General features: G+C 72.7%; 10 protein-coding genes. 4 read left to right on the top strand and 6 right to left on the bottom strand.

Annotated features, from left to right (window positions below):
- Positions 1 to 35: 35 nt before the first annotated feature.
- Positions 36 to 596 (bottom strand): DUF1707 and FHA domain-containing protein, encoded by a 561-nt coding sequence (locus ACZ56E_RS15840; RefSeq protein ID WP_362999032.1) that lies wholly within the window; start codon positions 594 to 596, stop codon positions 36 to 38.
- Between the two features lie 144 nt (positions 597 to 740).
- Between ACZ56E_RS15840 and treZ the strand changes: the two genes are divergently transcribed.
- Both treZ and ACZ56E_RS15830 read left to right on the top strand, forming a co-directional pair.
- Positions 741 to 2486 carry a malto-oligosyltrehalose trehalohydrolase gene (gene treZ / locus ACZ56E_RS15835; protein ID WP_471214524.1) on the top strand — a complete coding sequence of 582 codons (1746 nt, stop codon included), beginning with the start codon at positions 741 to 743 and terminating at the stop codon, positions 2484 to 2486.
- Positions 2487 to 2556: 70 nt separating this feature from the next.
- Positions 2557 to 3570, top strand: a complete 1014-nt coding sequence (locus ACZ56E_RS15830) for an aldo/keto reductase (protein ID WP_471214523.1) — start codon at positions 2557 to 2559, stop codon at positions 3568 to 3570.
- A gap of 48 nt (positions 3571 to 3618) precedes the next feature.
- Here the strand turns inward: ACZ56E_RS15830 and ACZ56E_RS15825 are convergent, their stop codons facing one another.
- The 3 genes from ACZ56E_RS15825 to ACZ56E_RS15815 form a co-directional block, all read right to left on the bottom strand.
- The gene (locus tag ACZ56E_RS15825; protein ID WP_471214522.1) at positions 3619 to 4743 is read right to left on the bottom strand and encodes a M24 family metallopeptidase; all 1125 of its coding nucleotides are present in this window, start codon (positions 4741 to 4743) and stop codon (positions 3619 to 3621) included.
- 139 nt (positions 4744 to 4882) lie between these two features.
- The gene (locus ACZ56E_RS15820; RefSeq protein ID WP_471214520.1) at positions 4883 to 5362 is read right to left on the bottom strand and encodes a PDZ domain-containing protein; all 480 of its coding nucleotides are present in this window, start codon (positions 5360 to 5362) and stop codon (positions 4883 to 4885) included.
- 368 nt (positions 5363 to 5730) lie between these two features.
- The gene (locus tag ACZ56E_RS15815) at positions 5731 to 6600 is read right to left on the bottom strand and encodes a LysR family transcriptional regulator (protein ID WP_471214519.1); all 870 of its coding nucleotides are present in this window, start codon (positions 6598 to 6600) and stop codon (positions 5731 to 5733) included.
- A gap of 95 nt (positions 6601 to 6695) precedes the next feature.
- Here ACZ56E_RS15815 and ACZ56E_RS15810 point away from each other — a divergent pair, with 95 nt between their 5' ends.
- Complete coding sequence (locus ACZ56E_RS15810; RefSeq protein WP_471214517.1) at positions 6696 to 7445, top strand: CTP synthase C-terminal region-related (seleno)protein; 750 nt, start codon at positions 6696 to 6698, stop codon at positions 7443 to 7445.
- A gap of 27 nt (positions 7446 to 7472) precedes the next feature.
- Here the strand turns inward: ACZ56E_RS15810 and phsA are convergent, their stop codons facing one another.
- Together phsA and cyc2 are read right to left on the bottom strand one after the other, a co-directional pair.
- Entirely contained in the window at positions 7473 to 9392 is a 1920-nt protein-coding gene (gene phsA, locus ACZ56E_RS15805) for an O-aminophenol oxidase PhsA (RefSeq protein ID WP_471214515.1), read from the bottom strand.
- 58 nt (positions 9393 to 9450) lie between these two features.
- Positions 9451 to 11685, bottom strand: coding sequence for a germacradienol/geosmin synthase Cyc2 (cyc2, locus tag ACZ56E_RS15800; protein ID WP_471214513.1), 2235 nt, complete (start codon positions 11683 to 11685; stop codon positions 9451 to 9453).
- Positions 11686 to 11956: 271 nt separating this feature from the next.
- On the opposite strand from cyc2, the gene ACZ56E_RS15795 reads away from it, so the two are divergent.
- Positions 11957 to 12517 carry a hypothetical protein gene (locus ACZ56E_RS15795; RefSeq protein ID WP_471214511.1) on the top strand — a complete coding sequence of 187 codons (561 nt, stop codon included), beginning with the start codon at positions 11957 to 11959 and terminating at the stop codon, positions 12515 to 12517.
- Positions 12518 to 12715: the final 198 nt, after the last annotated feature.

Here is a 12715-nt window from a genome sequence, read left to right as displayed (position 1 = left end):
CCGCGTACGGCCGTGCGGGTGACGCGGGTGAGCCGTCAGTTCACCGCGAGCCGGAACGCCATCCGGCCGAAGCTCACGGAGTCGCCGTCCCGGACGATGGCCGCCCCGGTCACCCTGCGTCCGTTCACCGAAGTGCCGTTGGTCGAGCCGAGGTCGCGCAGCACCCACATGCCGCCCTGCCACCGCAGCTCGGCGTGGACCCGGGAGACCGTGTCGTGGCTGAGCCGCAGGCCGTTGGCCGGGTCGCGGCCTATCCGCAGCGGGTGGTGGCTGTCGGGCGACGGCAGGAGCAGCTTCGGCAGGCGCTCGGCCTCCCAGGCCCTGCGCAGCTTCATCGTGAACCCGGAGACGGCTTCGACACCGCCGAGCACCATGCGCGACCAGCGGCCCTCGGTGCGCAGGTCGTCGGTGAGTGCGGCCAGCTCGTCGGGCCTGCGGGCGGCGAGCACGAGCTCCATGCGCCGCAGGAACGTGTCGTGCGAGAGCCTGCCGACGGCCGCGCCCTCCTTGAGTGCGTCCAGCGCCCGGTCGCGCTCGGCGTCCGTCACCCGCGCGGGGGCCGCCGGGAACGTGGAGAACTCGAAAGAGGATGTCACCGGGCAATTGTCGTGCACCCGCGCCCCGGGTGTCCAGAACGGGCGGACCGACGGCCGATCGACCGCTTCCTCCCACGGCGCGACGGCTTCTGACGCACCATGGGACGCACGGTGTGACGGACAGCGGACGAGGGAGAACCGTCGGTGAGGTTCGAAGTGTGGGCGCCGGAGGCCGAGCGGGTCGTACTGGAGTGTGCGGGCACCACGCTCGCGATGGAGCGCGACGCGGACCGCGGGGGGTGGTGGACGGCACAGGCGGCGGCCGACGACGGCACGCGGTACGGCTTCTCGGTGGACGGGGGCCCGGTCCTGCCCGACCCGCGCTCGCGGCGCCAGCCGGACGGCCCCGACGGGCTCAGCGCCGTCGTCGACCACGACCGGTACGCGTGGCGCACGCCCTGGGCGGGGCGCGGCGTGCGGGAAGCGGTCCTGTACGAGCTGCACGTCGGGACGTACACCCGCGAGGGAACGCTGGACGCGGCGGCGGACCGGCTCGGCCACCTGGCGGAGCTCGGCGTCACGCACGTGGAGCTGATGCCGCTGTGCCCCTTCCCCGGGCGGCACGGCTGGGGGTACGAGGGAGTGTCGCTGTGGGCGGTGCACGAGCCGTACGGCGGCCCCGAGGCGCTGAAACGGTTCGTCGACGCGGCGCACACGCACGGTCTCGGCGTCGTCCTTGACGTCGTCCACAACCACTTCGGCCCGTCCGGCAACTACCTGCCCGCCTTCGGGCCCTACTTCACCGAGACGCATCAGACGCCCTGGGGTGCCGCGGTCAACCTGGACGCGCCCGGCTCGGACGAGGTGCGCGCGTATCTGATCGGCAGCGCCCTCGCCTGGCTGCGCGACTACCGGATCGACGGCCTGCGGCTCGACGCCGTGCACGCGCTGCGGGACACGCGCGCGTGCCACTTCCTGGAGGAACTCTCCGCGGCGGTCGACTCCCTGGCCGCGGAGCTCGGCAGGCCGCTGTCCCTGATCGCCGAGTCGGACCTGGGCGACCCGCGGCTCGTCACCCCGCGCGCGAGCGGCGGCCTCGGCATGCACGCGCAGTGGAACGACGACTTCCACCACGCGCTGCACACCGCGCTCACCGGTGAGTCGCAGGGCTACTACGAAGACTTCGCGCGGGCCCCGCTGGCCGCGCTCGGCAAGACGCTGACGCGCGGCTTCTTCCACGACGGCACGTACTCGACGTTCCGGGGCCGCGCCCACGGCCGCCCCGTGGACCGCGCGCGGACGCCCGCGTACCGCTTCCTGGCGTACACGCAGACCCACGACCAGATCGGCAACCGCGCGCAGGGTGACCGCCTGTCGGCCTCCCTCTCCCCCGGTCTGCTCGCCTGCGCGGCCGCGATCACCCTGACGAGCCCGTTCACACCGATGCTGTTCATGGGCGAGGAGTGGGGGGCCTCGACGCCCTGGCAGTTCTTCACCGACCACACGGACGCCGAGCTCGCCGAGGCCGTGCGCCGGGGCAGGCGGCGGGAGTTCGCGGCACACGGGTGGGCCGAGGAGGACATTCCGGATCCGCAGGACCACGGGACCCGCGACCGGTCCTGTCTCGACTGGTCGGAACCCGCTGAGGGCCACCACGCCCGGCTGCTCGCCTGGCACCGCGAGCTCATCGCCCTGCGGCGCTCCCGGGGCGATCTGACCGACCCCGACCTGGCGGCGGTGCGGGTGGCGTACGACGAGGCGGCCCACTGGTTCGCGTTCCGGCGCGGCGATCTGCGGATCGCCGTGAACTTCGGCGGGCAGCCCGTCGTCGTACCGCTGGACGGGCGCCACGCGCGCGTGGTCGCCGCGTGGGAGCCGGTCGAGGCGCCGGGGCCCGACGGGGTGGTGCGGCTGCCCGCCGAGTCGTGCGTGATCCTGGCCACCGCGTGACGCACCGCGCGGTTCCCCCGGCGTGCGGCGCCTCGCCTATGTTGAGGGGCCTCACCAGGGGAGGCGAACCATGAAGCAACGATTTCTGGGCCGGACCGGGCTGCGCGTCAGCGAGTTGTGCCTGGGCACGATGATGTTCGGCAGCGCCGCGGACGAGGCGACGTCGCACCGCATGCTGGACGCGTTCGCGGAGGCCGGCGGCACGTTCATCGACACGGCCGACATGTACGGGCGCGGTGTGTCGGAGGAGATCCTCGGCCGCTGGCTCAAGGGCCGCCGCAGGGACGAACTCGTCGTCGCCACCAAGGTGTTCGCGACGATGGGCGACGCGCCGAACGCCGGCGGGCTGAGCCGCAAGCACATCCTGTCGGCGGTCGAAGCGAGCCTGCGGCGGCTCGGCACCGACTACATCGACCTCTACCAGACCCACGTGTGGGACGCGACGACGCCCGTCGAGGAGACCCTGTCCACCCTGGACACCCTCGTGAAGGCGGGCAAGGTCCGCTACCTGGGAGCGAGCAACCACTCCGGGGCGCAGCTCCAGAAGGCCCTCGACGTGGCGCGGGCGCACGACTGGGAGCCGTACTCCTGTCTGCAGCCCTACTACAACCTCCTCGGGCGCGAGATCGAGTGGGAGCTGCTGCCCCTCAGCGCGGCGGAGGGCGTCGGTGTCATCCCGTACAGCCCGCTGCAGGGCGGCTGGCTCTCCGGGAAGTTCCGGCGCGACATGACGGCACCGCCCGAGGGGACGCGGGGAGCGGCCTCCTGGAAGGAGCGCGCCACCGAGGAGACCTGGCGGGTCGTCGACGCCGTCCTTGAGGTCGCCGAGGAGGCCGGGCGCACTCCGGCCCAGGTGGCGCTGCGCTGGCTCCTCCAGCAGCCGGGGGTGACCGCGCCCATCGTCGGGGCGCGGTCCGTGGAACAGCTGGCCGACAACCTCGGCTGCGTGGGCTGGGAGTTGACGCCCGAGCAGCACGAGCGGCTGACGACGGCGAGCGCGCGGCCGCTGCCGTACCCGTACGACGTCCTCGCGTACTACCCGGGCCGCGAGCCGCGCACCGGCCCCCGCACGGACTTCAGTTGACGGCCCTCGGCTGACAGCCTTCGACTGACGGCCCTCGACTGACGGCTCTCAGTTGACGATCGCCATGTCGCGGGCGGTGGCGTTGAGCCGCCGCCCGCCCTCCTCGGTGACCGTCACGATGTCCTCGATACGGACTCCGAAGCGACCCGGCAGATAGATTCCGGGCTCTACGGAGAAGCACATTCCCGGCACCAGCGGCTGCTCCTCGCCCTCGATCATGTAGGGCGGTTCGTGGGTGGTGACGCCGATGCCGTGCCCGGTGCGGTGGATGAAGTACTCGCCGTAGCCGAACTCGGTGATCACGTCGCGGGCCGCGCGGTCGATGTCCTGGCAGGCGGCGCCGGGCCGCACCGCCGCACAGCCCGCCGCCTGCGCCTCGCGCACCACGTCGTGGACGCGCTGCTCCTCGGCGGTGGGCTCGCCGACGTGGACCGTGCGAGAGGTGTCCGAGCCGTAGCCGTCCAGCAGGCCGCCGAAGTCGAGGACGACCATGTCGCCGCGCTCGATGACGCGGTCGCCCGCCTCGTGGTGGGGGTTGGCGCCGTTGGGGCCCGAGCCGACGACGGTGAAGTCCACCTGGGAGTGGCCGAACCGCCGCAGCAGGTCGGCGAGGTCGGCGGCGACGTCCGTCTCCCTGCGGCCCGCGAAGGGCACCTTCTGGATCTCATCGTACGCCGCGTCGGCCGCCGCACCCGCCGCCGCGAGGCGCTCCAGCTCCGCGGCGTCCTTGACGGCGCGGAGCATCGGGAGCGCCTGGGTGAGGGAGACGTACGAAGTGCCGGGCAGCGCCTGCTGGAAGCCGAGGAGGTGCATCGCCCAGGCGTTGTCGCTCACTCCGAAGCGGCCCGACACGTCCAGAAGGGGCGCGGTGACGGCGTACGGGTCCTTGCCGTCGGTCCAGTCGCGCAGGGTGAGCGCGGAGGCGCCGGCGGCCCGTGCGGCGTCCGGGGCCTCCAGGGTCGGCACGACGAGGACGGGGTCCTGTCCCGCGGCGAGCACGAGGACCGTCAGGCGTTCGGTGGCCGCGGTCGGCCGGTATCCGGTGAGCCACACGAGATCGGGTCCCGGGGCGACGAGGACGCCCGCGAGGCCGGCGTCCGCGGCCGCCGCGGCGGCGCGGTCCATGCGGGCTCGGTAGTCGTCGGCGGTGAAGGGCGCGGGCGCGCTGCTCATGAGGACCTCCTGTTGGCTACGTCAGGAATCCTGCCCCCGGCGACGCGCGACCGCGAACCCGGGTCCCGTCACGGGGTCACGGCACGGGTTCCGGGACGGGCGCACGTCACGGGGTCAGGTCACGGGTTCCGGGACGGGCTCACGTCACGACGCCCGGCCTGACCGACAGGGCCTGACGGGCGCCGCCCGCGTGCCGCACCGTCAGCGTGACCTGCCTGCCGGGGGGCGCGGCACCGACGACCGCTGCGAGCTCGGCCGCCGAGTCGATACGGGTCCTGCCGAACGCCAGCAGGGTGTCGCCGCGCACCAGTCCGGCCGTGTGGCCGGGGCCGGGGATGTGGACGCCGACCAGTACGGCGCCCGGGCCGCGCAGGGCGTCGACGGCCTCGATGCCGAGGGTGGCGGTGCGGGGATGGCGGGCGGCGGGTGGACGCGGGGGCTTCTGCGGGGAGACGGGTGGCTTCGCGGGGGCGGCGGCCGAACCGGGGGCGGAGTCGGCCCCCGGGCCCGGAGCGGAGTCAGCCCCCGAGCCGGGCGCGGAGTCAGCACTGGCGCCGGGAGCGGCGGGGCCGGGTGCCGTCTGCCCCAACTCGCTCCGCATCTCGGCGAGCTTGCTCATGCCGACGACCGTGGCGCCCACCGTGCCTAGGCCGATGCCCGTGAGCACCAGGACCGCCGCGCCCAGCAGTGCGAACAGCAGGGTCGTCAGGCGCCTGCCGCGGCGCCTCGCGGCGTGCGGCCGGTGGCTCTTCCCGGACCGGGCAGGCTTTCCCGGCCCGGGAGACCCAGATGGCCCGGGAGGTCCGGAAGGCCCGGGAGGCCCGGGAGGCTTTCCGGGCCGGGGCAGCTTCCCGAGGCGCCTCCCTGGGGCCGGGCCCTGGCTGTGGCCGGGGTGCCTGCCCGGCATCGGCTTGGGACGCAACGTGGTCTGATCCATGGCCTCGCCTCCGGCCACAGCTCTACCCGGCGCGACCCCACGGCGACGCCTCACGAACGAGTGACGTCCAGCTGTGCGGCCAGTGCCGCCGCAGGGCCGCGCAGGGCGCCCGCGTGGAGCAGCTCCGTGCGGTGGACGACACGGGGCGCCGTCAGCGGCACGGCGACCGTGTCCGGCGCCTCGTCCGCCACCGGCCGCGGCAGCAGGGCGAGGCCGTGGCCCGCGGCGACCAGCGCGGCGAGGGTGCGCAGGTCCGTGCCGTCGTAGCGGAGCGCGGGCCGGAAGCCCGAGGTGCCGCAGGCGGTGCGGAGCCGGGCCAGCGGCAGGCCGGTGCCGGGGGCGTCGAGCCAGCGGGCGTCGACGAGGTCGGCCAGCCGCAGACCGGCGCGGCGGGCCAGCGGGTGCCCCTCGGGGAGCAGCACGGCGACGGGCTCCTGCGCGATGCCGCGCGCGGTCAACGGCGCCACGTCCGGAAGGCGCAGGGGGTCGTTCGGGGCGGCGAGGCCGTCGACGAGGCCGAGGTCGGCGGCGCCGGTCGCGACGGCCGCGGGTATCTCTTCGCGGGGCAGTACGGACAGGGTGACCCCCGTGAGGGGCAGGGCCCGCAGCGTGCGCCGGGTCAGCGCGGTCGGCGTGGCCGCGAGCGTCAGGCCCTGCTCGGGGGCGGCCGCCATGCGGACGATCTCGGCGCGGGCCGCGTCCAGCCGCAGCAGCAGGGGGTCGGCGTGCTCCAGAAGGCGCGCGCCCGCCGGGGTGGGGGCCACCGGGCGGCGGGTCAGCAGGGCCGCGCCGAGGTCCTGCTCCAGGGCGGCGATGTGCTGGGAGACGGCGGACTGGGTGTAGCCGAGCCGGCGGGCGGCCTCGGAGAACGAGGCGAGGCGGGCCACTGTCACGAAGGTGCGCAGGAGGTGCGGGTCCATGCCCTCAATGATCGCGGAGGGCATCAGCAGTGCTTATGGAGCGTGCAGTTTTCATCGTTGGACGTGAACGACGGGCCGCGCCCAGGATGTTCGACATGACCACAGCAACGCACGTCCCGGCCCCCGGCGCCCCCACGGCCCGCGCCGCCCGCATCGCCCTCGTCGGCGACCGCTCCCCCAATGTCACCGCCCACACCCGGATCCCGCTCCTCCTGGACTCCCTCGCCGCCACGGACCACCTCGCGCTCGACCCGTACTGGATATCCACTGAGGACGCCGAGGACCCGGACGCCGTGCGCGGCTTCGACGCGGTGTGGGTGCTGCCGGGCAGCCCCTACCGCAGCGAGGCGGGCGCGCTCACCGCGATCCGCACGGCGCGCGAGAGCGGCATCCCCTTCCTCGGCACCTGCGGCGGCTTCCAGCACACGCTCCTCGAATACGCGCGGAACGTGTGCGGCCTGACCGATGTCGCGCACGCCGAGAACGACCCCGACGCGGACGACTTCCTCATCGCTCCGCTCGCCTGTTCGCTGGTGGGCCACGAGGGCACGGTGACCATCGCCCCGGGCTCGCTCGCCGAGTCGGTCGTCGGTGCCCGCACGTCGCTCGAGCGCTACCACTGCTCCTACGGCCCCGACGCCCACCTCGACACGCTCCGCGAGCACGGGCTGCGCTTCACGGGCGAGGACGAGGAGGGTCGGCCCCGCATCGCCGAACTCCCGGACCACCCTTTCTTCCTGATCACCCTCTTCCAGCCGGAGCTGGGCGGCGACGGCTCGCGGCCGCACCCGATCGTGCGGGCGCTGGCGCGAGCCGCCGTACGCCATGCGGGCGTGCCCGCCTAAGGCTCGTGCGCGGCTTCCGTGCAGGCCCTATCCGGAGTGGTCCCCGTGGCCGCCGCCGTGGCCCGCGCCGTGGTCGAACTTCAGGGCCTCCTTCGGCATGACGACGAAGGGCCGCATCATGCCCATGTCCTCGTGCTCCAGGAAGTGGCAGTGGTACATGAACCTGCCGTACGCCCCGTCGAACTTGCCCATGACGCGCAGCATCTGTCCGCCGGGGACCCGGAAGACGTCCTTCCAGCCGCGCTCGTTCGGCGCCAGGGGGATCGGTCGCCTCGGGTCGGCGGCGACCGGTGCGCGGGTGCCGCCGATGGTGACGTCGAAGCCCGAGACGTCGTACGTGTCCCGGCCGAGGAGCTGGAAGTCCGCCAGGTGGATGTGCATCGGGTGGAGCACCGGCGGGTTCGCGGCGAGGTTCAGGAAGCTCCACTGCTCGTGGCTGCCTTCGGCGATGGTGATGCCGAGGCCATCGTTGAACGTGCGGGCGATCCGGCGGTACGTCTTGACCTTGCCGTCATCGCCGCGCACCTGGATGATCCCCTCGGTCGGGATCTGGATGTCGCCCGGCTGCTTGACCTCGGCCATCTCCCATATCTCGGGGTGCCCGCCGCCGCCCTTGGTGGCGGGCGGGGTCAGCACGATCAGCCGGTGGCCGTGCTGGATGTCGTGCGTGAGCGGGCGGAACGAACCCGAGAGGACCTCCGGCAGCTCGAAGGTGTCCGGCTCGGCGCACTCGCCGACGCGGAACTCCATGACCTGCGGATAGCGCACGTCGTTCGCCACGTCGGGCACGCCGGGGGCCTGGCCGCGCCCCTTGTTCACCAGGCGGAGCCGCTGTCCGGCCAGTCCCCTGAAGTCGACGAGGAGGTCCATGCGCTCGGCCGGCGCGACGGTGAGCGTCGGCAGGGCCCCTTCGAAGTCGATCGGCACGGGGCGCGGCAGGAGCCCGCCGTCGCTGCCGATCTGGTGCAGGACGCCCTGCACGGGGTTGTCGTCCTCGTCGATCAGGACCAGGTCGTAGATACGGGCGTTCGACGCGTTGACCAGGCGGAAGCGGTACCAGGCCGCGTCCACGTCGGCGTACGGCCAGATGCGGCCGTTGACCGTGGTGTACGGGCCGGTGAAGGGCAGGGAGACCGGCTTGCCCGTCTCGGCGTTCTTCGGGTCGACGATGGTGGTCTTGTGCAGGAGGCGGCCGTTCAGCCGGTTGTCGCCCTCGTCCGTGTCCAGGTTCCGGTCGGCGATGAGGAGGGGGATCTCCCGGTCCCCGCAGGGGAGTTGGAGCGCGTCCTCCTCGTCGTCCCGGACGAGATAGGTGCCGTAGAGGCCGGCCATGACATTCCACCGTGTGATGTTCATGGCGTGGTCGTGGTACCACCACTGGACTGCCTGGTGGTCGTTCGGATACTCGGAGAGCTGGGCGTCGCCGTACCCCACGGCGTTGTCCGCCCAGCCGTCGTTGCCGCCGCCTGTCTGGGCGCCGTGCAGGTGCGTCACCGACCAGGCGGGGAGCGCCGCCACGTCCTTGTTCGGCTCGACGCCGGCGCGGCCGGGCAGTGTGCTGGGCGGCGGGTCGGCGCGCGGGACCTCGACGGCCGTGACGGGATACTCGCCCTGCGGAATGCGGTTGGTCCAGGCGATGCGGATCCGCTGCCCGCGCCGCACCTCGATGGTGGGGCCCGGCACCGATCCTTCGTACCCCCACATCAGGGTCGGTGGCAGTTGCGGGTGCAGGCGCACCCAGGTCGGCCGCAGCGCGATCTCGGTCTCCTCGCGCACATCCGCCGAGTCGGGCCGCAGAACCGGCGGGACGGTCAACGGCGCCACGAACGGCGTCAGTTCGCCGCCGTCGGGCGCCTTGGCATCTGCTCCGACTTGCGCGTGGTCATCCGCCGCCGGCCGGTCCGCGATGTGCCCGTGATCAGTGCTGCGCTCGATGATGTCGGTCATGGTGGAACACCCCCGTGTTCATCCCCCGTTGCGCGGCCGCTCGAAGGCCGCCTTCACTTCAGAAGACTCCCGGCGTCCCAGGGAAGTTCCACGAACCCTGCATTCCGGATGAAACCATCCGAAGGGGGTCCCCGATCGAGGGCATCCGCGGCATCTGTGGCACCTGGTCGGGCACGAAGCCGTGTGCGCGCCTGGCCAGGTCCTCCGCGCCGTAGCGCCGGCAGTCGCGGTGCCAGTGCACGATGCCGGCCAGCCAGTTCCGCAGATCCGCCACATAGCCGTCCATGGCCGCCCGTGCCGTCCGCGACAGCGCGAAGTCGTCGTACAGGACGGGGAATTCGTGCGCCGCGACGTGTTCGAACTGCCGCATGCGCTGGGTCGTCAGGTCGTGGACGATGCGCAGGGCGGTCGGGTAGTCGCAGCCGAAGAAGTTCTGCACGACCAGGATGCCGTTGTGGATCTCGCCCTCGTACTCGATCTCCTTCTGGTACGAGAAGATGTCGTTCACGAGCATGGCGTAGTCCATGGCGGCGTTCTCCAGGGAGCGGACGGGTCCGCTGCGGTAGATCTCCGGCGGCACGGACGGGCCGTGGCCCATGCGGCACAGGCTCATGGTGAGCTCGGAGCCGAAGGTGGCGCGGCGCATCTCCAGGTAGTCGACCGGGTCGGGGATACGGCCGTACAGCTGGTTGAAAACCTCCCACACCCAGCTCTCCGTCATCACTCCCACGGCGTCCCGCAGCCCTCGGCGCTGCCCGTCGGTCATGTCGCGGGTCGTGCGCCGCCACAGGTCGAGCAGGCCGCGCTCCATGGCGTTCGCGAGCGTCGGCACGGGGTCGCCCGCGAGGGGCATGCAGGCGGTGAGGCGCTCCGTGCAGAGCTTCGCGGCGGCGAGGTCGCGGCGGTGGCCGAAGACGAGGGGGTAGTAGTCGTCTCCGTAGGTGCCCCAGGCCAGCCACTGCGAGCTGAGGTCGAGGGCCTCCTGGGTGCCGTCGGGGTCGAGTCCCGCGGCGCACAGCGGCAGGTCGTACGCGTCGAGCTTGTCCTCGTCCCAGACGCCCTCCGCCAGGATGCCCGTCTCGTGCGCCCATCCGGTGAGCCGCTGCCGCGCGGCGTCCAGGCCCGCGTTGAGCCGCAGGGGGAACGGCATGTAGAGGTCGGGCACTTGGGAGGGGCCCACCTTCTGGAAGGGCACGTGGGTGAAGGACCGCAGCCGGTCCGCCCCGGCGGCCGCGAGCAGTGCGCCCACGTCGGCCGCCGAGGTCCCGAGGCCGGTGGGCCCGGCGAGCGGCGAGCCATCGAGGGCGCCCTCGTTCATGTACCTGCTGGAGCGCAGGTGCCACTCGTGCCCGCCCGACTGCCAGTCCTGAAGTCCGCGCGTGTAAGCGGCCACCGCGGCGAGTTCGGGCGGGGTGAGGCCCTTCTCCAGGGCGAGGGCGGGCACTTCGGTGGCGGCCGTGTGCTCGAACTGGTGCAGCCGTGAGGTCAGGATGTCGTTGACGATGTCGGCGGCTTCCTGGGTGGAGCAGTCGAAGAAGGTCTCCAGGACGAGCACTCCATTGCTGAGCTCGCCCTCGTCCTGGACCTCCCGCTGGTACGAGAAGAGGTCGTTCCGCAGGTGGACGCCGTCGCTGAAGGTCTCCATGAGCACCCGCAGCGGCCTCGACCGGGCGACCGCCGCGGGCACTTCGGCGGTCGCGTACTCGATCAGACCCGCCGACCAGGGGGCGCCGCCCACCTTGCGGCGCATCTCGATGTACTCGACGGGGTTGGCGATCCGCCCTTCGTTGATGTTGGAGAGCTCCCACATCGACTCGTTCAGGAGGTGTTCCGTCGCTTCGGCGAAGCGGCGGCGCCAGTCCTTGGACATCGAGGGCACCGTGCGGGCCCACAGGTCGGCCAGGCCCGCCTCGACGGGGTTCCGCGGCTCGGGCACCGGGATCGACAGGTCCATGGGCATGAAGAGGGGCAGCCGGTCCAGGTGGGCCTTGCCGGCCGCGCGGTCCTGGGTGCGTTTGTACATGTCCAGGAAGTGGTCGTCGAAGAAGAACACCCACACGTACCAGTCGGTGATCAGCGACAGCGCGGGCCCGTCGCAGTCCGGGTGGGTGTAGGCGCACAACAGGCCGTAGTCGTGCGCGTCGAGGTCGCTCTGCTCCCAGATGCCGGAACCTTCCAGCATGCCCATCTCGCGCGCCCACTTCGCGGAGTGCGCGCGCGCCTCTTCCAGGTGGGGGTTGAGGCGTGCGGTGTACGGCATGTAGAAGTGCGGCAGTTCGAACGGCTGCGTCATGAGCCCCGCCCTACCCGAGCCCTCCGGTCGGCATCCGCGCGGGGACAGATGATCGCACCATCGCGTGAATCGGGGGCGTGGTGGGGCGTTTTGGGGGCGCGGGGCGGTATGGGGGGGGGTGGGGTGCGGGTCGGTGGGGGTGAGGGTGGCGGTGGGGCGGTTCTGGGGTGGGGCCGGGTCGGGGCCGGGCCCACCGAATCACCGGTTTCGCCGCGTGCGCACGGTTCACGCCTCTAGGCTGCCGTCCACGTCCCCGGAAGGAATCACGTCCATGACCGATGCGCCGGACGCACCGGATGCGCCGGATATGCCCGATAGATCTGCTACATCTGCCACATCCGATACGCCGGAGGCCCCGCTGCGAGCGGAGCTGCTCCTGGACCGGGAAGTCCCCGAAGAGCTGCGCCAGGAACTGGTCGCAGCGTTCGACCGGCTCGGCGCCCCGCCTGCCCGGGTCCGGCGCACCCTCGACCACCGCGGAGCGGCCGACATCCCGTGGATCGTCCTGGCGTCGCTGCCCCTCCAGGCGTTCCTCAGCGGCCTCGGCGCGGAGGCGGTCAGGGACGCGTACGACGCGTTCAAGGGGGTCGTACGACGGGCTGCGCGCGCCGAGTCGCCCGCCCCGGGCACGCTGGGCGAGGCCCGTGAGGCGCGGCCGATGGTGCTGCGGGACGCGGTCACCGGCCTCGACGTCGTCCTGGAGCCCGATCTTCCCTCCGAGGCGTACGAGACGCTCACCACGCTGGACCTGACGGAGTTTGCGGTGGGGCCGCTGCACTATGACCGCGCCCAGGGGCGCTGGCGTTCCGTCCTTGACGAGGCCGCCGGCTGACCCGCCGGCCGGAGAACGCGGCGGTTCCGCTGCCGCGGATCGGGGGCTGACTGTGACTGCGCGGATCGCGCCTACGGACTTGACCCGGGCCGAACAGGCTTGCGTCGACGGGGAGTCGGCGCTGACGCGGGGCGCCACCACGGCTGCGGAACGCCACTTTTGGCATGCGCTGGCGCTGGTTGGGGTGGAGGGCTTGGG

Source organism: Streptomyces sp. NPDC039480, assembly GCF_055597165.1.
The sequence above is the reverse complement of the archived record's forward strand: the minus strand, read 5'-3'. Positions and strand labels throughout refer to the sequence as shown.